General features: G+C 53.3%; 26 protein-coding genes and 1 riboswitch. Of the genes, 21 read left to right on the top strand and 5 right to left on the bottom strand.

Annotated features, from left to right (window positions below):
- Positions 1-7: 7 nt before the first annotated feature.
- The 3 genes from QTL79_RS05570 to QTL79_RS05560 all read right to left on the bottom strand — a co-directional run bounded on the left by QTL79_RS05570 (position 8) and on the right by QTL79_RS05560 (position 2,604).
- Positions 8-826: a MetQ/NlpA family ABC transporter substrate-binding protein gene (locus tag QTL79_RS05570; RefSeq protein WP_346353959.1), complete on the bottom strand. Its 819-nt coding sequence runs from the start codon at positions 824-826 to the stop codon at positions 8-10.
- Positions 823-2,010, bottom strand: coding sequence for a pyridoxal phosphate-dependent aminotransferase (locus QTL79_RS05565; protein WP_346353958.1), 1,188 nt, complete (start codon positions 2,008-2,010; stop codon positions 823-825). Before QTL79_RS05565 ends, QTL79_RS05570 begins: the two co-directional genes overlap by 4 nt.
- Positions 2,011-2,097: 87 nt before the next feature.
- Positions 2,098-2,202, bottom strand: a riboswitch (SAM riboswitch).
- 48 nt (positions 2,203-2,250) lie between these two features.
- Positions 2,251-2,604, bottom strand: coding sequence for a hypothetical protein (locus QTL79_RS05560; protein ID WP_346353957.1), 354 nt, complete (start codon positions 2,602-2,604; stop codon positions 2,251-2,253).
- Positions 2,605-2,669: 65 nt separating this feature from the next.
- Between QTL79_RS05560 and QTL79_RS05555 the strand changes: the two genes are divergently transcribed.
- From QTL79_RS05555 to ulaG, 12 genes are all read left to right on the top strand, one after another.
- Positions 2,670-2,870 carry a 4Fe-4S dicluster domain-containing protein gene (locus tag QTL79_RS05555; RefSeq protein WP_346353956.1) on the top strand — a complete coding sequence of 67 codons (201 nt, stop codon included), beginning with the start codon at positions 2,670-2,672 and terminating at the stop codon, positions 2,868-2,870.
- On the top strand, positions 2,867-4,015 hold the full coding sequence (locus tag QTL79_RS05550) for a 2-oxoacid:acceptor oxidoreductase subunit alpha (RefSeq protein WP_346353955.1): 1,149 nt from the start codon (positions 2,867-2,869) through the stop codon (positions 4,013-4,015). The genes QTL79_RS05555 and QTL79_RS05550 overlap by 4 nt, the downstream gene beginning before the upstream one ends.
- A 23-nt stretch (positions 4,016-4,038) precedes the next feature.
- Positions 4,039-4,830, top strand: coding sequence for a 2-oxoacid:ferredoxin oxidoreductase subunit beta (locus QTL79_RS05545; RefSeq protein ID WP_346353977.1), 792 nt, complete (start codon positions 4,039-4,041; stop codon positions 4,828-4,830).
- Positions 4,827-5,351 carry a 2-oxoacid:acceptor oxidoreductase family protein gene (locus tag QTL79_RS05540; protein ID WP_346353954.1) on the top strand — a complete coding sequence of 175 codons (525 nt, stop codon included), beginning with the start codon at positions 4,827-4,829 and terminating at the stop codon, positions 5,349-5,351. Before QTL79_RS05545 ends, QTL79_RS05540 begins: the two co-directional genes overlap by 4 nt.
- A 177-nt stretch (positions 5,352-5,528) precedes the next feature.
- Positions 5,529-7,016 (top strand): DASS family sodium-coupled anion symporter, encoded by a 1,488-nt coding sequence (locus QTL79_RS05535; RefSeq protein ID WP_346353953.1) that lies wholly within the window; start codon positions 5,529-5,531, stop codon positions 7,014-7,016.
- 259 nt (positions 7,017-7,275) lie between these two features.
- Positions 7,276-7,719, top strand: coding sequence for a PTS sugar transporter subunit IIA (locus QTL79_RS05530; RefSeq protein WP_346353952.1), 444 nt, complete (start codon positions 7,276-7,278; stop codon positions 7,717-7,719).
- A gap of 47 nt (positions 7,720-7,766) precedes the next feature.
- Entirely contained in the window at positions 7,767-9,209 is a 1,443-nt protein-coding gene (locus tag QTL79_RS05525; protein WP_346353951.1) for a PTS sugar transporter subunit IIC, read from the top strand.
- 17 nt (positions 9,210-9,226) lie between these two features.
- Entirely contained in the window at positions 9,227-9,517 is a 291-nt protein-coding gene (locus tag QTL79_RS05520) for a PTS sugar transporter subunit IIB (protein WP_346353950.1), read from the top strand.
- A 20-nt stretch (positions 9,518-9,537) separates the two neighbouring features.
- A complete protein-coding gene (locus QTL79_RS05515) occupies positions 9,538-10,185 on the top strand; it encodes a 3-keto-L-gulonate-6-phosphate decarboxylase UlaD (protein ID WP_346353949.1) in 648 nt (215 codons plus the stop codon).
- Positions 10,186-10,190: 5 nt separating this feature from the next.
- Positions 10,191-11,048 (top strand): L-ribulose-5-phosphate 3-epimerase, encoded by an 858-nt coding sequence (locus tag QTL79_RS05510; RefSeq protein ID WP_346353948.1) that lies wholly within the window; start codon positions 10,191-10,193, stop codon positions 11,046-11,048.
- A gap of 24 nt (positions 11,049-11,072) precedes the next feature.
- Entirely contained in the window at positions 11,073-11,768 is a 696-nt protein-coding gene (locus tag QTL79_RS05505) for an L-ribulose-5-phosphate 4-epimerase (protein ID WP_346353947.1), read from the top strand.
- A gap of 24 nt (positions 11,769-11,792) precedes the next feature.
- Positions 11,793-12,857 (top strand): L-ascorbate 6-phosphate lactonase, encoded by a 1,065-nt coding sequence (ulaG, locus tag QTL79_RS05500; protein ID WP_346353946.1) that lies wholly within the window; start codon positions 11,793-11,795, stop codon positions 12,855-12,857.
- A gap of 55 nt (positions 12,858-12,912) precedes the next feature.
- On the opposite strand, the gene QTL79_RS05495 is transcribed toward ulaG, so the two are convergent.
- A complete protein-coding gene (locus tag QTL79_RS05495) occupies positions 12,913-13,992 on the bottom strand; it encodes a sugar-binding transcriptional regulator (protein WP_487249740.1) in 1,080 nt (359 codons plus the stop codon).
- A 67-nt stretch (positions 13,993-14,059) separates the two neighbouring features.
- Between QTL79_RS05495 and QTL79_RS05490 the strand changes: the two genes are divergently transcribed.
- Complete coding sequence (locus tag QTL79_RS05490; protein ID WP_346353944.1) at positions 14,060-14,353, top strand: PTS sugar transporter subunit IIB; 294 nt, start codon at positions 14,060-14,062, stop codon at positions 14,351-14,353.
- A 60-nt stretch (positions 14,354-14,413) separates the two neighbouring features.
- Positions 14,414-15,229 (top strand): HAD family hydrolase, encoded by an 816-nt coding sequence (locus QTL79_RS05485; RefSeq protein WP_346353943.1) that lies wholly within the window; start codon positions 14,414-14,416, stop codon positions 15,227-15,229.
- Between the two features lie 60 nt (positions 15,230-15,289).
- Here QTL79_RS05485 and QTL79_RS05480 read toward each other — a convergent pair whose 3' ends face one another.
- A complete protein-coding gene (locus QTL79_RS05480; protein WP_346353942.1) occupies positions 15,290-15,640 on the bottom strand; it encodes an ASCH domain-containing protein in 351 nt (116 codons plus the stop codon).
- Between the two features lie 237 nt (positions 15,641-15,877).
- Here QTL79_RS05480 and QTL79_RS05475 point away from each other — a divergent pair, with 237 nt between their 5' ends.
- The 7 genes from QTL79_RS05475 to QTL79_RS05445 all read left to right on the top strand — a co-directional run bounded on the left by QTL79_RS05475 (position 15,878) and on the right by QTL79_RS05445 (position 24,483).
- The gene (locus QTL79_RS05475; protein ID WP_346353941.1) at positions 15,878-16,594 is read left to right on the top strand and encodes a copper homeostasis protein CutC; all 717 of its coding nucleotides are present in this window, start codon (positions 15,878-15,880) and stop codon (positions 16,592-16,594) included.
- Between the two features lie 94 nt (positions 16,595-16,688).
- Positions 16,689-18,341 carry a phosphoglucomutase (alpha-D-glucose-1,6-bisphosphate-dependent) gene (gene pgm / locus QTL79_RS05470; protein WP_346353940.1) on the top strand — a complete coding sequence of 551 codons (1,653 nt, stop codon included), beginning with the start codon at positions 16,689-16,691 and terminating at the stop codon, positions 18,339-18,341.
- A gap of 182 nt (positions 18,342-18,523) precedes the next feature.
- Positions 18,524-19,771 carry a S41 family peptidase gene (locus tag QTL79_RS05465; RefSeq protein WP_346353939.1) on the top strand — a complete coding sequence of 416 codons (1,248 nt, stop codon included), beginning with the start codon at positions 18,524-18,526 and terminating at the stop codon, positions 19,769-19,771.
- A gap of 149 nt (positions 19,772-19,920) precedes the next feature.
- On the top strand, positions 19,921-20,346 hold the full coding sequence (locus QTL79_RS05460; protein ID WP_346353938.1) for a C-GCAxxG-C-C family (seleno)protein: 426 nt from the start codon (positions 19,921-19,923) through the stop codon (positions 20,344-20,346).
- Positions 20,347-20,462: 116 nt separating this feature from the next.
- Positions 20,463-21,362: a slipin family protein gene (locus QTL79_RS05455; protein ID WP_346353937.1), complete on the top strand. Its 900-nt coding sequence runs from the start codon at positions 20,463-20,465 to the stop codon at positions 21,360-21,362.
- Positions 21,363-21,550: 188 nt separating this feature from the next.
- Positions 21,551-21,853 (top strand): zinc-ribbon domain containing protein, encoded by a 303-nt coding sequence (locus tag QTL79_RS05450; protein WP_346353936.1) that lies wholly within the window; start codon positions 21,551-21,553, stop codon positions 21,851-21,853.
- A gap of 398 nt (positions 21,854-22,251) precedes the next feature.
- Entirely contained in the window at positions 22,252-24,483 is a 2,232-nt protein-coding gene (locus QTL79_RS05445; protein WP_346353935.1) for a DMSO/selenate family reductase complex A subunit, read from the top strand.
- The last annotated feature ends 69 nt before the right edge of the window (positions 24,484-24,552 follow it).

Raw genomic sequence — 24,552 nt, 5'->3', positions numbered from 1 at the left:
TTATGCTTTACCAGGCGGCAATGGCCGCGCCTTTGAAATGTTCAGCGACGAAAGCTTTCACTTCCGGTGACTGATAGGCTTTGATCAGCTTGGCGATTGCCGGATCGTTCTTATCTTTCGTTTGCACTGCGATGACATTGGCGTAAGGTGAATTGCCGTCCTCTAAGAGCAGCGCGTCTTTGGTCGGCAACAGACCGGCTGTCATTGCATAATTGGTATTGATGGCGGCAAGATCGAGATCGCCCAGCGAACGCGGAATCTGTGCTGCGTCGAGTTCTTTGAAGCGCAGGTTCTTCGGATTGCTTACAATGTCAGTCGGCGTCGCGGTATGGCCGATGCCTTCTTTCAGTCTCAACAAACCGGCTTTTTCCAAGAGCAGCAAGGCGCGCCCGCCGTTGGTCGGGTCATTGGGAATGGCGATCACGGCACCGTTCGGCAAATCTTGCATCGTTTTCAGTTTCTGCGAGTAAATGCCCATCGGGAAAAGAATGGTCTTGGCTACCGAAACGATTTCAAACTTACGGTCTTTGACGACATTGTCGAGGTAGGGCTGATGCTGAAAACTATTGGCTTTGATATCGCCCTGACTTAAAGCCGCGTTGGGCTGGACGTAATCGCTGAATTCGACGATTTCGATTTTGAGGCCGTCTTTTTCCGCTGTTTTTTTCACGATTTCGGCGACTTCGGCGTGAGGCCCGGCGGTGACGCCTAATTTCAAAGGCTTATCGCTGCCTGGCGCTGCGCCGTTTGAACAACCGGCGGCGAAGGCGGTCAAGAGGCTGATGACGGCTAAGAGTGTCGGTAAGAAAAAGCGTTTTCGATTCATTTTCGTGGAACCTCCTTCAATTTTTGCAGTCGTTCGACCGCGGCTTCCAGTGTGGAAATCTTTTTGCAGAAGCAAAAGCGGACGAAGTGATGACGCTTGGGATGATCCGATTGATAAAAGCTCGAACCGGGAACGACCGCAACGCCGACCTCTTCGGCCAGGTAGCGGGAGAAGGCGATATCGTTGTCCCAGCCGAGCGGCGTGATGTCGGCCATGATGTAATATGCGCCGCTTGGCGTGCAGCAGGAAAAGCCGAGCTGTGTCAGTTCACGCAGCAGATAATCGCGCCGTGCGCGGTAAAATTCGGCCAGCTCCTGATAATAGGCTGGTTCCCAGCGCAATGCGGCCGCTGCGGCTTCCTGGAGCGGCGCGGCCGCGCCGACCGTGAGAAAGTCATGGACCTTGCGGATCGACTGCGTGATTTCCGACGAAGCGAGAATGAAACCGATCCGCCAGCCGGTAACGCTGTAAGTCTTTGAAATGCTATTGATCACGATGGTGCGCTCCGCCATCTGAGGCAACGTATAAAGCGGGACATGAAGCGCGCCGTCGAATAAGATGTGCTCATAAATCTCATCGGTGATCGCTAGGACGTCGTGTTTGATGCAAAGATCGGCGATCAGCTGCAGTTCGTCACGGTTAAAAACTTTGCCGGTCGGGTTATTCGGCGTGTTGATGATAATGGCTCGGGTGCGTTCATTAAAAGCGGCGCTCAGTTCGTCCGGCGAGAAAGAGAAGGACGGCGGCTGCAGCGCGACATAGCGCGGCGTCGCACCGCACAAGATGGCGTCGGGTCCATAATTTTCGTAGAAAGGCTGGAAAATGATCACTTCATCGCCTGGATTGACGGTAGCGAGTAGCGTGGCGATCATGCCTTCCGTTGAGCCGCAGCAAACGGTGATTTGGCGCTGCGGATCGAGTTCGATGCCGTAATCGCGCCGGCTCTTCCAGGCGATCGCTTCACGCAGCGACTGACTGCCCCAGGTGATCGCATATTGATTGTAATCGCTGTTAATTGCCGTGACCGCGGCCTCTTTGATTTCGTTCGGCGCAGGAAAGTCGGGGAAACCCTGTGCGAGATTGATCGCCTGATGCGCGGCGGCGATGCGCGACATTTCACGGATGACCGATTCGCTGAACTGGCTGGCTTTTTCGGAAGCGTAAGGCAGTAAGGTGTTTGACATAGTGTAATTCTCCTTTATAGCCGTTTAAAATAAGGAAAAGCCTCTTCACACAGTGAAGAGGCTCGATCGGCTTACGAGGCGATCCGCTCTTCATCTGTCAGGAAAGATCCTGATGGATTTGGCACCGTTCGCAAGATTGCGATGGTTGCCGCAGCGTCATAGGGCCAGTCCCTCGGCTGCTCTCGATGAAGTCAGTATATAATTGATGATGCCAATGGTACCATAATATTCAATGACGTGTCAAGGGGCGAAATGGCGTTTTTGTGTAAGTTGTTCGCCTTGACGCAGCGTGGTCGAGAATGATAGAATTAATTTTAACAATTTAGTCCCGGTGAAACGGACAAACGAATTGTTGCAAGAAATAGTGCTGCGGGAAATAGAGAAATAACAGGCTGCATCATTTGCTGAAGCAAGGCGATGTTTTTGACGAGAGGCAACGAGGTTCGTTTCGCAAGAGAAAGCCTGCTGCGGCAGGCTTTTCACATTTGTGAGCCAAAGTTTCTTGCATTGGCTGGAGGATTTTTCTTTGAACGCAGAGAAGAACAGTTCTTTGTTGTCAATGTAAAAGGCGATGCGGTTCGCATGGCGGCGCAAACAGTTTGCAGCTTATCCCGCCAGTCGAGCGAAGATTATTGAAGAAAAATTCAGGGAGGCGCAGTATGCAACACGAAATCACAATTATCAGCGAGCGATGCAAAGGCTGCAACATTTGCGTCGGGCTCTGCCCGAAACAAGTGCTGGGTCTCGATACCTTGAGTAAGGTTCAAGTCCTCAAAGGTGAAGACTGTATCGGCTGCGGCCAGTGCGAATTGCGCTGTCCGGATTATGCCATTTATGTGGAAAAGAAGGTGAGCAAATGAGCGAAGCAAGATTGATGCAGGGCAACGAAGCCTGCGCTGAAGGCGCTTTAGCCGCAGGCGTGCGCTTTTTTGGCGGTTATCCGATCACGCCGTCGACCGAGATTGCCGAACACATGGCCGGAGCGCTGCCGGCGCTTGGCGGCACGTTCATCCAAATGGAAGATGAAATTGCCGGTATTGCTGTCGTGCTTGGCGCGGCGCTGGCCGGTAAAAAAGTTCTGACGGCGACGTCCGGCCCTGGCTTTTCTTTGAAACAGGAATTGATTGGTTATGGCTGCATTGCCGAAATTCCGGCTGTTATCGTCAATGTGCAGCGGACCGGTCCTTCGACCGGCCAGCCGACATCTCCTTCGCAGGGAGATATCATGCAGGCGCGCTGGGGTACGCATGGCGATCATCCGATGATCGCGCTGTCGCCTTGGACCGTGCGCGAATCGTTTGATGTTGCGGTAAAGGCTGTTAATTATGCAGAACGGTTTCGTACGCCAGTCATCATCTTACTCGATGAAGTCGTCGGGCATATGCGCGAGCGCGTCGTACTGCCGCGTCCCGAAGAAATCGACGTTTATCCGCGCCGCAAGCCGGTCGTAACCGAAGGCGAACCATACAAACCGTTCAAACCGATGGACGACTTGGTGCCGAGTCCGGCCGATTTCGGAACCGGACATCGTTATCATGTCACCGGTCTCTTTCATGACGAAACCGGTTTTCCGAGCGGCAATGCTAAACTGACCAAAGATGTCACGCACCGTTTGCATGAAAAAATTATGCGCGCGCAGGATGAAATCACGCATTATGATGAGTTCTTCATGGAGGACGCGGAAATCGTTGTCGTCGCTTACGGCGGCACGGCGCGGACCGCGTATGCGGGCGTGGAAGCGGCGCGCAAGAAAGGCGTCAAGGTCGGCATGGTACGCTTGATGACGATCTGGCCGTTCGCCGACAAGATCATCAAGAAGATTGCGGCGCAGGCAAAAGCGATTCTGGTGCCGGAAATGAATTACGGCCAATTGGTGCTGGAAGTGGAGCGGGTCGCTGCCGGACAGGCCAAGGTGGTATCGCTGCCTAAATATGATACGGAGATCTTTACGCCGCAGGAAATCGTCGCGGCGATAGAAGACCTGAACGCGGAGGTGGCAAAGTGAGAGCGCACGAAAAATATTTCCGTATGAATCGTCTGCCCCATATCTGGTGTCCCGGCTGCGGCAACGGCATCGTGATGAAAGCGATTGCGCAGGCCATCGACAAACAGGGCCTTGATCAAAACAAAACGGTGATCGTATCCGGCATCGGCTGCTCATCGCGCGCTTCCGGTTATATGGACTTTGACACGCTGCATACCGCGCACGGTCGGGCGATCCCGTTTGCAACCGGCATCAAGCTGGCAAATCCGGAACTGAACGTCATCGTCATCACCGGCGACGGCGACTGCACGGCTATCGGCGGCAACCATTTCATCCATGGCGCACGGCGCAACGTCGATCTGACCGTCGTCTTGTTTAACAACAACATTTACGGCATGACCGGCGGTCAGGCATCGCCGCTCACGCCGCTCGGCAAGAAGGCGACAACTGCGCCTTATGGCAGCGTCGACCGTGCTTTTGACGCCTGTGAATTGGCGAAGGCGGCCGGTGCGACCTATGTTGCACGCAGTACGGCCTATCATGTGAACCAGATGGTTGACCTGATTGCAGAGGGCATCGCCAATAAGGGGTTTTCGTTTGTTGAAACAATGACGCCGTGCCCGATCTCATACGGCCGTCGCAACAAGCTCGGCGATGCGGCCGCGATGCTGAAAGGCATGAGCCAGCAAGCCGTGCCGCTGATCGCTTACGAAAAAATGAGCGAAGAACAGCGCGAAGGAAAAATTCCGACCGGTGTACTGCATAAGAGCCAGTTCCCCGAATATTGCAGCGAATATGCGCAGGTCATCTGCATGGCAGGGGAGGGAGAAGTATGAACCAGATCCGATTATCAGGCTCGGGCGGTCAAGGGGTAATCACCGCCGGTATTATTTTGGCGGAAGCCGCGATCATGGAAGGCAAGGAAGCGGTGCAGTCGCAATCGTACGGACCGGAAGCGCGCGGCGGCGCGTCGAAGGCCGAGGTCATCATTGCGGACAGTTTCATTTATCATCCGAAAGTCGTAACGCCGAATGTCGTGCTCGCGATGACGCAGCAGGCAGCGCAGAAATATATCGCCGATCTGCCGACAAGCGGAATCTTAATTATCGATGAGGATTTGGTTCCGGAAGTACCTGTGTTTGGCGGCCGAATCGTTAAGACGCCGATTACGCGTCTGGCGCAGGAAAAACTGGGGCGCGACCTCTTTGCCAATATCATCGCGCTTGGCGTCTTAGTCAAGGTGACGAACGTGGTATCGTTTGAAACGATTCAAAAAGCGGTTGCGCACCGTGTACCTCCGGCGACCGTTGCCAAAAACATGGAGGCGCTGCGTCTCGGTTATGAATCGGTAAAATAGAAACGAAAGCGCTGCGCGCTTGCACAACGACGTGTGAAAGAACGTGGAGAACGAAAAAGCAAAACGTTACATTCGTTTTCCGCTGTCTTTGGCTTTGCTTTGTGCGGCTGTGCAGCGTTTTTACTTTGGCGAAAAGACGGAAGATTCCAACTAAGAGAAAAAGAAAGGCGGAATCGTATGGAAAAGAAGAGCGAAGCGAGAAATGAAAACGGCGCCGCAAAGCGATACGGGCTGCTGCTTGCGCTGGCGGCGCTGACGGCGGTCATCTTGCTGCCGACGCCGGCCGGTTTGCCGGTTGCCGGTCATCGGATGCTGGGAATTTTGGTGTTTTCCATTATTGTCTGGATGAGTGACTGCATCTCCTATCCGGTCAGCGCTGCGGTAATCATCGCACTGATCGCGTTTATTCTCGGTCTGGCGCCCGATATGGCGGCTCCGAACAAGCTGATCGGCACTACGCAGGCGCTTACAATCGCGCTGAGTGGTTTTAGCAATACGGCGTTGGCCTTGGTCGGCGGCGCACTCTTTATTGCCGCGGCGATGACGAAGACGGGGCTTGATAAGCGGATCGCGCTTTTGGTTCTTTCTAAGATTGGAGCTAAAACCAATCGCATTTTAATTGGTGTAATTTTGGTCGGACTGATTCTAAGCTTTTTTGTGCCCAGCACGACGGCGCGTGTTTCCTGCATGGTGCCAATCGTGATGGGAATCATCAGCGCGTTCGGCGTAAATAAAAAGAGTCGTTTTGCCGGGATTTTAATGATTGCGACTGCACAGGCCGACAGCATTTGGAATGTCGGCATTAAAACGGCAGCGGCGCAAAATATGATTGCAATGGGCTTTATTGAAAAGCAACTGGGCCAGACGATCAGCTGGATGGAGTGGTTTATCGCGGCGGCGCCGTTTGCCGCCATCATGTCGGTGGTGCTTTATTTCGTCCTCTTAAAGGTCATGCCGCCGGAAATGAAGGAAGTGCCGGGCGGCAAAGAAACTGTCGCCAAAGCGCTGCAGGAGCTGGGCGCGATGAGTCTGGCAGAAAAGAAACTGCTGGCGCTCTCGCTCGTGCTGCTCTTCTTCTGGTCAACGGAAAAGATCCTGCATTCGTTTGATACCTCGTCGACGACGCTTGCGGCGATTGCGCTGATGCTGCTGCCTGGCATCGGGATCATGAACTGGAAAGAGGCGCAGGACAGGATTCCCTGGGGAACGCTGGTACTGTTCGGTACCGGAATCAGTCTCGGTTCGGCATTGTTATCGACTAAAGCGGCTGCCTGGCTGGCGCAGTTTGTCGTTGTCTGGTTCGGCTTGCAGACGATGCCGATAATCGGCATTCTTGCCAGTTTAGCCGCGTTCTTGATTGTCATTCATCTGGGCTTTGCCAGCGCTACCGCATTGGCGGCGGCGATTATTCCGATCCTGATCTCGGTGCTGCAAAGCGTCAAGACGCCGGGCGTCAATGTGGTCGGCATGACAATGATCTTGCAATACGTGATCAGCTTCGGTTTCATTCTGCCGGTCAACGCGCCGCAAAACATGGTGGCATATGGTACAGAGACGTTTGAAGTAAAAGATTTCATTAAAACGGGTGTTCCACTCACGCTGGCAGCCTATCTTTTGATTTTGCTGCTTGGCATGACCTATTGGAAATGGATTGGCATCATGTAAAATAGAAAACAAAATAAAAACAGCAGCAGACAACGAGAAAAAAATCGTGCACCTGCTGCTGTTTTTATTTTTGCAATTTGAATTGCAAAAATAAATTGAAAAAAGCTAAAAATGCACATCGGTTCAATATACGATATTGTCCAGAAAAGTCGTTGACGAATTTTCTGATTGTTTGGTAAAATGAGCTTGAACAAATGACTGAATGATGAACGGATGTTCAAATGCGGCTGGATAAGCAGAAGAGAAGGGGAGAGAAAGTATGTTTAACCAATTGATTGCAGAAAACCGCGTGCTTTTTGCCGAGAAATTTGCCTCCTGGCAGGAGGCGGTAGCGGCGGCAGCAGAGCCGTTGGTCAGAGATGGAGCGATTGACGCGTCGTATATTGATGCGATGATTGATTCGATTCTCACGCACGGTCCGTACATCGTCATTGCGCCGAATGTCGCGATGCCGCATGCGCAGGGCGGCAATAGCGGCGTACATCAGACCGCGATCTCGTTTATGCGCGTCAAAGAACCGGTGGCCTTTAGCGACAGTCCGGAACATGCGGCCCAATTGCTGTTTGTCCTGGCCTCGATCGATAGTGAAAATCATCTGCAGATGTTGCAGGCCTTGGTCGAAGCGATTTCAGAAGAGGGTTTTCTTGAAGCGCTGGCAACAGTTGAAAGCATCGACGAATTGAATCGTTTGCTGAAAAATTGAGTTGTTGACGAAAATGCAGGGAAGAAGTGAGAGGAGGACTAGGAACAGTGGAGCAAATATTACTCACGATCAATCTAGTATCGAAAGGGTTTGCCGACAATATTCTCACGAAACCGGAATTTTTCATCGGCATCCTGGTTTTTATCGGCTATCTGTTGTTGGGTAAACCGATTTACGAGGCCTTTGGCGGATTTATCAAGGCTGCGGTCGGGATGATGATCTGGAACGTCGGTGCCGGCGGTCTGGTCAATACATTCAGGCCGATCTTAGCCGGTCTGAATGACCGTTTTGCGCTGCATGCGGCGGTCATCGATCCTTATTTCGGTTTGAATGCGGCCTCGGAAGCGATCAAGAGCATCGGCATGTCGCTCTCGTGGACGATGGTGTCGCTGATGGTCGGTTTCGGCTGGAACATCTTACTGGTCTTATTCAGACGGCAGACAAAATGCCGAACCTTGTTTCTTACCGGACATATTATGATTCAACAGGCGACGACCTGTACCTGGCTGGTGTTCTTTGCGATTCCGGAACTGCGCAATATCGAAGGCGCGATGTGGATCGGGATTTTGGCCGGCACGTATTGGGCCGTGTTCTCCAATCTGACGGTCGAGCCGACGCAGGAACTGACTGAAGGCGGCGGATTCGCGGTCGGACATCAGCAGATGGGCTGGGTCTGGCTGACCAGCAAACTGGCGCCGCTGCTTGGCGATCCTGAGCATACGGTGGAAAACATCAAGTTGCCGCGCTGGCTCTCGATGTTCAATGATAATGTCATCACGACCGGCGTGCTGATGATCGTCTTCTTCGGCGTAATCATGGGAATTCTCGGCGAGCCGTATCTGCGCGGCGTTGATAAGGCCGGTTTTCCGGCGAGCTTGGCGTTTCCCACATATATTTTGTCCAAATCGCTTTTGTTTTCGGTCTACCTGTTTATCTTGATCAGCGGCGTCAGAATGTTTGTCTCGGAGCTGACCGAATCGTTTCGCGGCATTTCGGAAAAAGTGCTGCCGGGCGCGCTGCCGGCGGTCGACTGTGCGGCTACCTTCGGCTTCTCGTCGCCAAACACGGTACTCTTCGGCTTCTTATTCGGCTGTTTGGGTCAGTTTGTTGCCATTGCCGGACTGTTCTTGTTCAAATTGCCGATCCTGATCATCACCGGTTTTGTTCCCGTATTTTTCGACAATGCAACTACAGCGGTGTTTGCCAATAAATTCGGCGGCGTCAGAGCCGCGGGCATCCTGACGTTTTGCACCGGGCTCATTCAAGTTTCGGGCGGCGCGTTTGCCGCATGGTATTTCCAACTTTATCAATACGGCGGCTGGCACGGCAATATCGACTGGGATACGCTCTGGCCGTTGATCGGCGTGATTATGAAAAACTTTTCAATGGTCGGTATGTTCGCGGTCATCGCGGCGATGCTGGTGATTCCGCAAATCCAATACCGGCGCAGCGCCGACAAAGAACATTATTTCCATCAGGGTTCTGAATAAGAGAGGAGGGCTTACAGATGCTTAAAGTAGTTGCCGCTTGCGGGAATGGAATGGGTTCCAGCCAAATCATCAAGATGAAGATTGCGAAGGTCTTTAAAAAACTGAATATCGAAGCGGATATTCATCATATGAGCGTCGGTGAGGCGAAGTCGGCCGCCAATGGATTTGATGTGGTCTTTTGCGGCGCGACGCTGGTTGAGAATTTTAGCGGACGCAATAAAAAAACAATCATTATCGGTTTGGTGAATCTGCTTTCCGAAACGGAAATCGAAGCGAAAATTCGCGAGCACCTTACGCTGCCTGAATAAAATACGAGGAGGATTATAATATGTTGCCTAAATTACAAATTGCCCTCGATAACTTATCTTATCCTGAGGCCATCACTGCATTGCAGGGCGGCGTCGCAGAAGAAATAGATGTCATTGAAGTTGGAACGATTCTCTTATGCGCCGAAGGAAAACGGGTCGTGCGTTATCTGAAGACGATGTACCCGGACAAAATCGTTCTGGCCGATGCGAAAATTGCCGATGCGGGCAAGATCATCACACCGATGATGTTTGACGCAGGCGCGGACTGGACGACCATCATTTGCTGTGCGGAACTGCCGACAGCGGCGGGCGCGCTCGAGATTGCCAAGGCGAGAGGACGCGATATCCAGATCGAGCTGACCGGTTACTGGAATTTTGAGATGGCGGAAGACTGGAAGCGCATCGGCGTGAGTCAGGTCGTCTACCATCGCTCGCGCGATGCGCAGGCAGCCGGCGTTAATTGGGGGCCTGCCGATCTGGAAAAAGTGAAGCGGCTTTGCGAGATGGGCTTTAAGGTGACGATTACCGGCGGCGTGAATGTCGAGGATGTCAAGCTGTTCAAGGATTTTCCGATTTATGTCTTTATCGCCGGACGGGCGATTCGTGATGCGGCCGATCCGGCGGCGGCAGCCAGAGCGTTTAAGGCTGAATTTGCGAAATATTGGTGAGTGCGATGAAGAATTTACTGGGCCTATATGAAAAAGCATTGCCGCAAAGCATGAGCTGGCCGGAAAAATTTCAAACGGCCAAGGAGTTGGGCTTCGACTTCATTGAGATATCGGTCGATGAAAGCGATGAACGCTTGGCGCGGCTGGAATGGTCGTTCGAAGAGCGCGAAGCGATCCGTCAGGCGATGCGGGAAAGCGGCGTTTCGCTGCGCTCGATGTGCTTTAGCGGACATCGGCGTTACCCGCTGGGCAGCCGCGACGCGAAGACGCGGCGTCTGGCGCTGGAGTTGATGGAAAAAGCGATTCGTCTGGCGGCCGATCTGGGTATTCGCGTCATTCAGCTCGCCGGATATGATGTTTATTATGAACCGTCCGGCCAGGATACTAAGGAAAACTTCATTGCGGGCTTAAAGGCGTGCGCGGCCATGGCGGCGCGCGAACAGGTCATGCTGGCGATTGAAATCATGGATACGCCTTTTCTTAACTCAATCACGAAGTATCTCGAGTACGACCGTTTGATTGATTCGCCGTGGCTGGCGGTATATCCCGACATCGGCAACTTGAACGCCTGGGGTAACGACGTCAAGGCGGAATTGCAAAAAGGACGCAACCGGATTGTCGCGGTGCATGTGAAAGAGACGAAGAATGTTACGGACGATTATGGCGGGCAGTTTCGCGACGTCCTCTTCGGCCAGGGCGATATGGATTTTGCCGCGATCTTTCGCGACTTGAAGGAACTGGCGTATGAAGGTCCGTTCGTACTGGAAATGTGGGGCGATAAGATCGCGGAGCCGTTGCCGGAAATCCGGCGCTCCAAAGAGTTCATCGAGACGCTGCTCAGTCAGGCCGGCTTTGAAGCCTGACGGGCGCGAGGGAGGAGACGGAAGATGGAACGTTTGATTCGTGATGTGCTGAAAGCCAATTTAGACTTGCCGCGTTATGGCTTGGTGACGTTCACCTGGGGCAACGTCAGCGCGATCGACCGCAGCCGCGGCATCGTCGTGATCAAGCCGAGCGGCGTCGCGTATGAAGAAATGAACGAAGAGCATATGGTCGTAATGGAACTTGACGGCAAGGTCATTCATGGCCAGTTTCGTCCGTCGAGCGATACGAAGACGCATCTCGAGATTTACCGTTCGTTTGCTACGGTCGGCGGCGTCGTTCACACGCATTCGCGCTGGGCGACGATTTGGGCGCAGGCAGGAAGGGAAATCCAAGCTTACGGCACGACGCACGCGGACTATTTTTACGGCAAGATTCCCTGTACGCGTCAACTGACGCACGAAGAAATCGAGGGCGAGTATGAGGCGAACACCGGCAAGCTGATTGTCGAGACGCTGCAAGGCGCAGCGCTTGACGCGGCGGCGATGCCGGGGGTTTTGGTCAACGGACACGGGCCGTTTGCCTGGGGCAAGAGCGCGGCTGATGCCGTGCACAATGCCGTGGTATTGGAAGAGGTGGCGATGATGGCGCTTCATACGCTGCAGTTAGCGCCCGGGCGTCAGCCGGTGGAACAGGTGCTGCTTGACAAGCATTATTTTCGCAAGCATGGCAGCAATGCCTATTATGGACAGGCTAAATAAGCGATCGACAAGGAAGGTGCAGGTATGAGCAAGATTGACGAAATTACCCGCGAATCGTGGGTGTTGAACACGTTTCCCGAGTGGGGAACCTGGCTGAATGAAGAAATTGAAAATGAAGTGGTTGCACCGGGCAGCTTTGCGATGTGGTGGCTGGGCTGCACGGGGATTTGGCTGAAGTCGGAAGGCGGCGCCAATCTTTGCATCGACTTTTGGTGCGGCAGCGGCAAGCGGACAAAAGCGAAACCGTTGATGGACAGCCATCATCAGATGGCGCGGATGAGCGGCGGGAAAAAACTGCAGCCGAATCTGCGCGTCGCGCCGTTTGTGCTCGATCCGTTTGCGATTCGCAAGATTGACGCGGTGGTGTCGACGCATGATCACAACGATCATATCGATGTGAATGTGGCGGCTGCAGTGCTGAAAAATTGTCCGGACACGGTTCCGTTCATCGGTCCGCAGGCATGCGTCACCTTATGGCAAAGCTGGGGCGTGCCGAAAGAACGCTGCATCGTTGTGAAACCGGGCGATGTAGTGAAAATCAAAGATACCGAATTGATCGCGCTCGATTCGTTTGACCGTACCGCGTTGATTACTGCCGGAAAAGATGTGCAACTGTCCGGCAAACTGCCGGGCGACATGGCGCAGCGCGCGGTCAATTATCTAATCAAGACGCCGGGCGGCAGCTTGTACCACAGCGGCGATTCGCATTACTCGAACTATTACGCCAAACACGGCAACGATTACCAAATCGATGTCGCGCTGGGCTCGTTCGGTGAAAATCCGCGCGGCATCACCGACAAGATGACGGCATCCGATATTCTGCGCATGGCGGAAGCGTTGAACACCAAGGTGATCATTCCGTTCCATCATGACATCTGGTCGAACTTCCAAGCGGATCCGTCAGAAATCAGCGTCCTCTATGAGATGAAGAAGCATCGACTGCAATATGGCTTCAAGCCCTTTATCTGGCAGGTCGGCGGAAAATTTGTCTTCCCCGCCGACAAAGACAAACGCGAGTACCACTATCCGCGCGGTTTTGATGACTGCTTCACAGGCGAAATTGATTTGCCGTACAAATCGTTTCTCTAAAGAAAAAACGCAAGCGACCTGAGAGGTGCTTGCGTTTTTTATCAATAAATCGGCTTTACGTGCGTTGATGAAGTTCCAGTACTTGTCGGGCTGTGACGTCGTCGGTGATCAATGTATTGATCAACTGGCCGCGCAGCGCGCCAAGGATCGAAGGGACTTTAACCTTACCGCAGGCGACGCCGATGACCTGACGGATTTTATGCAGATCATCCAACGAAATGCCGATGAGGCGTTGGTGGATGTCCGTTGCCAAGACTTGGCCGTTGATGTCGTAGTGCTGCGCGCAGATATGACCAATTGAACCCTGCGCCTTTAACGCATCAATCATCTTCTTGTCGAGATAGCGGCTGGCCGTCATATTCTGCGTCTTGTCGAGCGAGCCGATCCCAGTCAGCGCAATATCGGCTTCGCGAGCCATCAACAGCGTTTCGTTGATGTGCGGATCCTGAAGCAGCGCGGTACGGGTCTCACTGTTTTCGACAAAGAGCGGCGCGTGGATGTAATAGCATTCGCCGCCGTACAAGTTGGCCAGCTGGCGGACCAGATCCGGTCCGTCGGTGAGGCGGTTGGCGGAATTCGCGGCGCCGAAGAGCTGAATGACTTTGATTGGAAATTGCTGTTCCGGGCGCAGTTGCTGGATCGTATGATACATCGTCTGGCCCCAGGAAAGGCCAAGCGTAGTGTTTTCTTTTAAGACGCCTTGCAGATAGCGGGCTGCGAGACGGCAGACGCCGATCAAAACGTCGTCGCCGCTGAGACGGCTACTGTCGAGGACGCGGATATCCATCAGACCGAAACGGCTGATCAATTCTTGTTCGAGCTGCGGCGAACGGTCCCAGGGATAATGAATGATGATTTCGACGACGCCTTTGTCGCGCGCTTCCTGCAGCAGTCGCGAAACGGTGGGGCGTGAAGTGTGAATCTGTTTGGCGATATCATTTTGCGTCATGTTATTTTCGTAATATAAGCGGGAAACTTCGCATAACAGTTCGATGTCTTCCATATAAAGTAACCTCCTCGCATAACATTCTCCGGCAAAGCGCGCTTTTAATTGACGAAAGAAGCAGAAATTGCTATCATAGTGATGAACAAATGATGATAAAGTGAACTGATGTTCAAGAAAATTTAAACACATCCACCAAAGATTGTCAAGCGAGGAAGAACGGTTGAAGAATGCGAAAAGCAGCGAAGGAGATCAGAGAATGCTGAAAGTAGTAGCAGCCTGCGGCAATGGGATGGGATCGAGTCAAATCATCAAAATGAAAATCGATAAGGTCTTTAAGAAGCTGGGCATAGCGGTGGAGATTCATCATATGAGCGTCGGCGAGGCGCGCTCGGCTGCAGCAGGCTATGATGTGGTTTTTTGCTCCGTATCTTTCGTCGAGCAATTTGTCGTGCGAAAAAATAAACCGCTGGTGATCGGTTTGCAAAATTTGTTGTCGGAGTCGGAGATCGAAGGGAAAATAAAGGAAAGCCTCGTGCTCAGCATCGGGTGAGAGGCGAGAACTTGCTAAGCGGCGATTTTTTGCTGCTTGAAGCAAAAAGGAGCGATTGCGATGAAAATTTCTTGGTGCGTTTGCGATCTTGACGGCAGTCTCTTGAATAATCAGGGGGAATTGACGGAAGAAACGGTGCAGGTATTACGCGAGATTCGTGAAAACGGCGTTCGGCTGGTGCTGGCGACGGGGCGCAGTCACCTCTTCGTAAAAAAGATTGCCGCACGGTTAGAAGTGATGGAACCGGTTATCGCGTGCAACGGCGGCCTGGTCTGGCAGCCGAAAACGGATCAGATTTTGCAGCGGCGGGCGATTCCCGAAGCTGCGCTGAACGAATTGGTTGCTTATTGCCTGGAACAGCGTCTGGACATGCTGGTGTACGGCGATAAGCATATTTATCATACGCCGTGGAGCGACCGGGCGGAGAAATACCGGCTCTATAACGAACGGCAAACGGACGGTTTTACGCTGCCGCTGCAAAGTATCGCTTCCGCCGCTGAATTGCCGCAGGGTAAATGCATGAAGGCGTTTCTCTGGGAAGCTTCACCGGAAATGCTGGCGGCAATTCGCAGCTTTAAAACGGCAGGGCAGCTGACGCTGGTGCAATCGATGGCCGGTGCGACCGATATCATGGCGACCGGTGTTTCGAAAGGCGACGGTTTAACCTTCCTGGCAGAAACGATCGGACTGAATCTGGCTGAAACGGTGGCGTTCGGAGACAATTACAACGACATCAGCATGTTAAAGCAAGTCCGTTATTCGATTGCAATGGGCAACGGCGAAGCCGAAGTGAAAGCTATCGCCTGGCAAGTAACCGACAGCAATGAGGAAAACGGCGTTGCCAAAGCGCTGCGCAAATATGTCCTGGTGCAATAAATATACGGAACGAAAAATAAAATCGCAAACTTGCGTTTACATGCAAGCTTGCGATTTTTTTTATTCCGGCAAGATTTCGGAGAAAAAGATGACGCTGACGATGTCGTTCGGTGAGATCGAACGTTTATAGTGCTGTTCAAAAAAATCAATCAGGTCGCTCACGCTGTGAATGTTCGGATTTTGATGCACCAGGTCATCGGCGGTTAACTGTGAGATTTCCTTGACGCGAACCTTGTCGATAAAAGCCTGGTACATTTTGCGCTTGGCCTGCAGTTTAGGACCGAAGGTGATCCAGACGATCGAGCTTTCCGGATAAATGTCGCGCAGATCGCCAAGGCGGACGGTGCAATTTTTCGTCCGACTGCGCAACAAGGGTTCGTGATGGGCGGCTTGGAAATTTAAGGCGAACATAAGAGACCTCCTAATCATGCTTGTTCTACGAACGATGGTTCGCGAGGAATGGACGAGATGATGCGAAAGATGTAATAAACAGAAATATTCTGCATGGAATAGAGATATCCTGCAAGTTATTGCCTGAGAGCTGATTAAAACTTGCGGCGTTTTATCTAGAGGAATGCTGTCGGAAGGAGCTTGGCCTGGGGTAGACGAATAAAGAATACGGGTTGTGTTGAAAAGGGAGGGAAAAGAATGGGCGGCAAAGTAGAAATCATCGCGCAGAATCTGCGTGATGCGCAAATCATTGAAGCATGCGGCGGGCAAAGGATCGAACTGGTTTCGGCGCCGGAACTTGGCGGGCTTACGCCGAGCGGCGGTTTGCTAAAAAGCGTGCTGCAGCACGTGCGTATACCGGTGCAGGTCATGATTCGTCCCAAGGCGCATTCCTTTGTTTATTCGGCGGATGAACTGGCCGTGATGTGTGAGGATATCCGCCTTGCACAGGCGTCGGGCGCGTCCGGCGTAGTGCTTGGCGCATTGACGCCGCAGGGCGAGGTCGACCGTTCGGCGCTCGAAACCTTGCTTGCGGCGGTGGTGGACTGCAGCGTCACGTTCCACCGTGCGATCGATGCGGCGGCTGATCCGCTGGCGGCAGTCGGCGTGCTGCAGCAGTATTCTAAGATTAAGCGGATCTTAAGCTCGGGCGGCGCAGGCGCGATCGTTGAGAATGTAGAGACGCTGCGCGCGATGCGGCAGGCGGCCGGGAATGAAATAAAACTTCTGCTCGGCGGCGGCGTGACGCGGCAAAATATGAGGCAGCTCTTAGCGGCGGTCGGCAGTGACGAAGTCCATTTGGGTACGGATGTGCGCAGACGATCTTCCTATGCTTGCGATCTCGATCGCGCGGCGCTGGAAACGGTCGTCAAAGCGGCTGCGCAGGCGTTTGAAGCGGATGGGGCGGGACGTTAAGGCGAGAGGGAAAATAAATGCGTGCACCCGGCAGGGTGTTAGGCGGTGTTTGAAGAATTCAATAACGAAAGAGTTCTTGGAGGTGTATGCACTTATGTCCACGCATCCATTGGCAGGCAAGAAAGCGCCGAAATCCATTCTCGTAAACATTCCGCGCCTGATCAGCGCCTATTACACGAACCGGCCTGAAGCCGACAATCCGGCGCAGCAGGTGACTTTTGGCACATCCGGCCACAGGGGAAGCTCATTGAACGGAACATTTAATGAGGCGCATATCCTGGCCGTAACGCAGGCGATCTGTGATTACCGGCGCAAGCATGGCATCGATGGGCCGTTGTTCCTCGGTTTTGACACGCATGCACTGTCGGAACCGGCGTTTATTTCGGCGGTCGAAGTGTTGGCCGCAAACGGCGTGCAGACCAAGATTGCCAAAGAGATGAACTATACGCCGACGCCGGGCATCTCGCATGCCATTCTCAGTTACAATAAAGGCCGTAGTGCGGGATTGGCGGACGGCATCGTGATCACGCCGTCGCATAATCCGCCGGACAACGGCGGCATCAAATACAATCCGCCTAACGGCGGTCCCGCCGACACCGACGTGACGGCCTGGATCGCGCTGAAGGCCAACAAATATCTGGCAAAAAAGAACAAGAAAGTCGACCGCATTCCGTTTGGCCGGGCGAGCAAAACGGAATGGATACAGGAATATGACTTCATCACGCCCTATGTGGAGGATTTGCAATCGGTTATCGACATGGAGTCGATCAAGGAAGTCGGGCTAAAACTCGGCGCGGATGCGCTGGGGGGCGCGGGTCTTGGTTATTGGCAGCCGATTGCCGAGCGCTACGGGCTCAATCTGGAATTGATCAACGGTCATCCCGATCCGACGTTCAGCTTTATGAACGTTGACGGCGACGGTAAGATCCGGATGGACTGTTCTTCGCCGTATGCGATGGCCGGACTGATCAAATTGAAGGAGAAATACGATCTGGCGTTCGGCAACGATCCTGATTTTGACCGGCACGGTATTGTCGCGCCGAGTGTGGGGCTGATGAATCCGAATCACTATCTGGCAGTGGCGATCTATTATCTCTTTCAGGATCGTACCGGCTGGCGCAGCGATGCCGCGGTCGGCAAGACGCTGGTCAGTTCTTCGATGATCGACCGGGTTGCGGCCAGCATCAACCGGCCGTTGGCGGAAGTTCCGGTCGGCTTCAAATGGTTTGTGCCCGGACTGCTGGATGGTTCGTTTGGTTTCGGCGGTGAAGAAAGCGCGGGCGCTTCCTTCTTGCGCAAGGACGGCAGCGTCTGGACGACGGACAAAGACGGGATGATTCTTGCTTTGTTGGCGGCTGAAATCACCGCGAAGACAGGCAAAGATCCGGGATTGCATTATAAGGATCTGACGGAAAAGTTCGGCACGCCGCTTTATGCGCGGATCGACGCTGCGGCGAACATGGCGCAAAAGGCGATACTGGCCAAGCTGTCGCCCGAACAGGTAAAGGCTGATATGCTTGCAGGAGAATCGATTACGGCGAAAATGACCAAAGCGCCGAGCAATGATGCGTCGATTGGCGGCTTGAAAGTCTGTACGAAAAACGGTTGGTTTGCAGCGCGTCCATCCGGCACCGAGGACGTATACAAAATTTACGCGGAAAGCTTTAAAGGCGAAGCGCATTTGCGGCAGATCCAAGATGAGGCGAAACAAATCGTCAGTGATGCTTTTACAGCAGCGGGCGTATAAAAGCGACGGGGATGAGCGGCCGAACGACGCGGCGGCTCATCCCTTTTTGTACAGTGGCGTGAATGTTTTCAAGAGGAAGAGGCAAAGCGAATGTCGAATAACAAAAGAATCCGGTTTGACTCTGGAAGAACTGACTTGAGCAAGTATGCTGATGCAGCAGCCGGATAAAGATGGAGGCGAAGATGAATAAAATAAGAAAACACGCGGCAAAACTGAGTAGTGCGCTTTTGCTGACGTTCTTGCTGTTGATAGGCAATGGGGCCGCGGCGCAGGAAAGCTCCGCACTGTCGGTGCCGGATAATAAGGCGGAAGTGGTCAAGATCCTGACGCTCAATGAAATCAATCAGGATCTGACAAAAATGACGCCGGAGGAACTGGCCGCGGCGCTGAAGATGTTTCGCTCGATGCGCGTGGCCAAGGCGGTTTTCATCGGCGACGCGTCAATGGAGAAGATGCTGAACGGTGCGACGAAAGGCGCAGTCGGAGCGCTTGGCGATCCGCACACGCTGTACCTGGATGAGAAAGCATATAAGGAATTGATGATGGGTACCACCGGCTCGTTTGGCGGAACCGGCATCGTGATCGGCATTAAGGATAAGGTGCTGACGGTTGTCGCGCCGATCGAGGGAACGCCCGGCGAAGCGGCCGGCGTACTCGGCGGCGATCAGATTTTGAAAATTGACGGCGTGGATACTGCCGACCTGTCTCTCGATGAAGCGGTGAACCGGATCCGCGGACCGAAAGGAACGCTGGTCACGCTGACCATTTATCGTAAAGGGGAGGCGGTCAAAGAGTATCCGATCACGCGTGCGACGATTCAGGTCAAATCGGTCAGCGGTAAAATGCTGGACGGCGGCATCGGCTATCTGCGCATCAGCATGTTCAGCGAGCGTACCGATGCCGAATTGACGGCCAAGTTGAAAGAGTTGGAAGAACAGGGCATGAAATATACGATTCTCGACTTGCGCAACAATCCGGGCGGGTTACTCGAAGAGGGAGTGAAAGTTGCCGAGCATTTTGTGCCGCAAGGCCCGGTTGTTTCGGTGGTGACGAAAGACGGTACGCGCACGACGTATACTTCCAATCTGAAAAAAGCGCCGCATCCGCTGGCGGTCTTAGTCAATGGCGGCAGCGCGAGCGCTTCGGAGATTGTCGCAGGTGCGATCCAGGATGCGAAGGTGGGGACGTTGGTCGGCGTCAAGACATATGGCAAAGGCTCGGTGCAAAAAGTGATTCCTCTCGATAAGGAGACCGCAGTCAAAATCACGATTGCAAAATATCTGACGCCGAATGAGCGTTCCATTAACGGAATTGGCCTTGAACCGGACGTGAAGGTCGAACTGCCGGAGCGTTCGGCGGAGAGCAAGGAACCGGTTCAGGACACGCAACTCGATGCGGCGATTCAGCTGCTGAAGAATACGGAAGAATAAATGTTGCCCAATGCTGCTTCCTCGCAAGAGGAAGCAGCATTTTAAAATGTAGGCGCTTTGCAATTAGTCTGTCAGGTTGCCGCTATTTTCATGCACGACCGCGTCGACTAGGCTAAAAGAGAAAGAAAAAAGAAGCGGGAGGGAATAAAATGGAAGAATGGATTGCGGACAGAGTGAGACAATATTATTGGCGGGAAGAGCGCAACTGTGCGATAACCAGTCTGCTTGTTTTGGCGGAAAGATACAACATAGCGCTTGACGAACAGGTGCTGCAGGGCGCAATCGCGCTCAACGGTGCGGGACGCTTTGGCGCGCAATGCGGCTTAGTGGAAGGGCCGTTGGTTTTTATGGGGATATACGGCAGCCGGCTTGGACTCGGCAAAGAGGAAATCATTGGCGTTTGCCGCGCTTTTTCGCAGCGGGTCGAAGAGTCTTTTGGCAGTCTGCTATGTCGTGAACTTCGACCAGCCGGATTTAAAGCTGACAATCCGCCGCATCTTTGCGAAGCATTGACTTGCCGGATCATTGCGCTGGCGCTCGAAAGCGCGGCGGAGTTGAAATTGAATGAAATGTAAAAATGTGGTAGAATAAAACTAGCGAAGTTGCCGCAAAACAGTCGTGTCAGCGGCTTGGACTAGGAACGGTTTTTCAGCTGCCGGCAGTCTGAATGCAACAGAAGGAGATGTTGGACATGCGAATGTTTTCGCTCTTGATCTTTCTGGTGATTTTAGGAGTTGGCATGGGACTGGCACAGCTTTTCTACGGTGTGACGGCCAATGCGGAAAGTTTTGCCATCGCCGGCGTTGCCTTTTTACTTGCCGCTTTGGCGGCCAGTTCGATTCAGGTCGCCGATCAGTGGGAGCGCGTCATTGTTTTGCGGCTGGGCCGCTTTCACTCTCTGCGCGGACCGGGCTTGTTTTTCATCATTCCTTTTATCGATGTGATGCCGTACTGGATCGATATCCGCGTGATTTCCGCCAGTTTCAATGCGGAAAAGACGCTGACGAAGGATACGGTTCCGGTCGATGTCGATGCGGTGTTGTTCTGGCAGGTCGTCGATCCGCAAAAAGCGGCATTGGATGTAGCCGATTATCGCAGTGCGATCAGTTGGGCGTCGCAGACGGCGCTTAGGGATGTAATCGGCAAGACGATGCTGTCTAACATGCTGGAAGGGCGCGAACAAATCAGCAATGAGCTGCAGCGGATTATCGACGCACGGACCGAACCCTGGGGCATTCATGTCATTTCTGTCGAGATCAAGGATGTAAGAATCCCGCCGGCGCTTGAAGACGCGATGTCGATGCAGGCGCAGGCGGAACGCGAACGGCAGGCTCGGGTCATCTTGGGCGATTCGGAACGTCAGGTGGCGGAAAAATTTGCCGAAGCGGCCAGAACGTATGCCAACGATCCGGTGGCGCTTCATTTACGGGCGATGAACATGCTCTATGAAGGGCTCAAGGATAATGCGACGATCGTGATCGTGCCGAGTTCGGCGGTGGAAACGATGCAGCTCGGCAACATGGCCGGAATGACCGCGCTGAGCATGGGGATCGCAAATGAGATGGCAATTAAAACGAAAGAAAAAATATAAGAAGAAAGTAGCGTTGTTTTACGAAAAATACTTTACTTTTGCTTCTGGGTAAGGTATATTAAAGAAGCCCTCAACAATAGGCTACGCGAAAATGTCATTAGTCCTTCTCAAACATTGTTAGAGAAAGCCCAATGAATACTTTCCAATAACTATAACTGGGGTAACAATTTTGAGGAGGCTATTATCACATGAATCAAGACAAAACTTTAACCTGCCGCGATTGCAACGCCGAGTTCGTATTCACCGCTTCGGAGCAAGATTTCTTTGCTCAAAAAGGTTTCACCAATGAGCCGGGTCGTTGCCCTGAGTGCCGTGCAGCACGCAAGCAACAAAACAACGGTGGTGGCCGCAGTGGTGGTTTCCAACAACGCGAAATGCATGACGCAGTTTGCGCAGCTTGCGGAATCGACACCCAAGTTCCTTTCCGTCCGAGCAACGATCGTCCGGTATATTGCCGCGATTGCTTCAGCAAAAACAACCCGCGTTACTAGGAGTTGTATCACCCTCGCGTATGCGAGGGTGTTTTTTTATTTACGGAGTCTGCTGAAACAGTACCAGCTACGTTGTTGCACCTGCGGTTGCTGGCTTGCGTACCTTTAGTACGCGGCGCGGCACAGCCCTCGGTGCGCCTAGTATCTGGCACTGTTTGAGCAGACTCATGCCGTGTATAAAAAGGTGTGTTCTCATCTAGGCAAGGTATATAATTGACAAGCCACAAGCCACAAGCCACAAGCCACAAGCCACAAGCCACAAGCCACAAGCCACAAGCCACAAGCCACAAGCCACAAGCCACAAGCCACAAGCCACAAGCCACAAGCCACAAGCCACAAGCCACAAGCCGCATCTTATGGTATACTGGTAGCAAAATAAACGTGACAGGAGGCGCATGATGGCGGAAGAACGCGTGGTATTGATGACCTGCGGGCATAATTGCGGCGGGCGTTGCGTCATGCAGGCGCACGTCAAGGATGGCCGATTGGTAAAGATAACGCCGGATGCGGGCGGCGAGGGACGTGAGACGCTTAAAGGCTGCATGCGCGGCTTGATGTATCTGGACCGACTCTACCATCCGGACCGTCTGAAGCAGCCGTTGAAACGGATCGGTAAACGAGGCGAAGGAAAGTTCACGCCGATTTCCTGGCCGGAAGCAATCGCTGAGATCGCCGCGCAGCTAAAGCGAATCACAGAGCGCTATGGACCGGAAGCGCGCTATATAAATTATGCGACCGGCATTGCCGGCAGTCTGTCGGAACGTGAATTTTTCCGCCGTTTACTCTCTATATACGGCGGCGGATACCTTGATTTTTACAACTCTTACAGCACGGCCTGCACGATGACCGCGACGCCATATACGTACGGCACTGCGGATACCGGCAGCTCGCGTGACAACTGGCTGCATGCAAAACTCATTCTTTTGTGGGGTCATAATCCACTGGAAACGGTGTTCGGCACGAATACATTTCAGTATCTGAAGGCGGCGAAAGAGCGCGGCGCGCGCATCGTGGTCATCGACCCGCGTTATTCCGATACGGCTGCTGCACTGGCAGACGAGTGGATTGCGCTGCGCCCGACGACCGATAATGCTGTAATGGCCGCGATGATGCAGGTCATGATCAGCGAAGACTTGTATGATCGGGCCTTTGTCGAGCGTTTCTGCCTTGGCTTTGATGAAACGCAAATGCCGCCCGGCATTGCGCCGGAGCAGTCCTTGCGAGGTTATTTGTTTGGCGCTGCGGATGGCATTGTCAAAACGCCGGAATGGGCGGCAGCGATCAGCGGCGTATCGGCAGAGACAATTCGGCGTTTAGCCAGAGAATATGCGACGCGCAAGCCGGCCGCGCTGCTGCAGGGCTGGGGACCGCAGCGCCATGCCAACGGCGAGCAGGCGGTGCGTGGCGCAACGGTATTGGCCGCGCTGACCGGAAATGTCGGCATTCTTGGCGGCTGGGCTTCCGGTTACGGCGGTTATTCTTTGCTTAAACTGGCGGGGATTCCATATGAGAATCCGGTGAAGACGTCGATTTCCGTATATACCTGGCCACAGGCAATTGAAGACGGGGATCGTATGACGGCGGCCGATGGTGTGAAAGGCGCGGAGCGCCTGAAAGTCGGCATCAAATTCCTTGCCAGCCTGGCGGGGAACTGTCTAATCAATCAGCATTCCGATATCACGGCCACCAGCCGCCTTCTGGCGGATGAGACAAAGTGCGAATTTATCTTGGTCAGCGAAGAATTCATGACGTCAAGCGCCAAGTTTGCCGACATTGTCCTGCCGAGCACGAATTTTTTGGAACGCTTGGATCTTTTTCAGCCCTGGGGTTATGCCGAATATGCCATTTTTCAAAATAAAGTGGTAGAAGCCGAATTTGAAAGACGCACCGGTTATGATTGGATGGTTGAGCTAGCCGCGACGCTCGGCGTGGAGGCTGCGTTCAGTCAGGGACGGAGTTATGAGGAATGGGCGCGTTACATCGTCGAGGAAACGCGCAAGCGGGAAAACGATTTTCCCTCCTACGAATCGTTCGCGGAGCAAGGTTTATATTGCAAGCCGCGGGAAGCGCCTTATATCGCCTTTCAAAAGCAAATCGAAGCGCCGCAGGAATATCCGTTTCCCACGCCGTCCGGCAAGATTGAAATCTTTTCCCCGCGCTTATATGCGCTAGGGCGTCCGGAGGATATACCGGCGGTGCCGAAATATGTGGCAAGCTGGGAAGGACCGGATGATCCTTTGACGCGAGAGTATCCGCTGCAGCTGATCGGCTGGCATGCGAAAGGGCGTACGCATTCGATTTTCGGTAATTCCGCGCGACTTGAAAAACTGCAGCCGCATTGCCTTTGGATGCATCCGGAGGATGCAAAGAGGCGAAAACTGAAGGACGGCGAACGCGTTCGCGTCTTCAATCAACGCGGCACGCTCGAAATTGCGCTTACGATCACGGAGCGAATTATGCAAGGCGTCGTCGCGATGCCGCAGGGAGCCTGGCATCGTCCGGATGCCAAAGGCGTCGATCAGGGGGCTTGCATCAACACGCTGACGAAGTATCAGCCGACGCCGCTCGCGAAAGGCAATCCGCAGCATACCAATTTGGTGCAGGTCTGCCGAATTCAGGAGGAGGCTTGAATTTTTCCCGTTTTTACAAACTCTTTACGAGACAAAGCACTCGTTTCGTGATACCATGAGAGTGGTCAG

It is taken from the genome of Azotosporobacter soli, assembly GCF_030542965.1.
GTDB lineage: Bacteria > Bacillota > Negativicutes > SG130 > SG130 > Azotosporobacter > Azotosporobacter soli.
The sequence above is the reverse complement of the archived record's forward strand: the minus strand, read 5'-3'. Positions and strand labels throughout refer to the sequence as shown.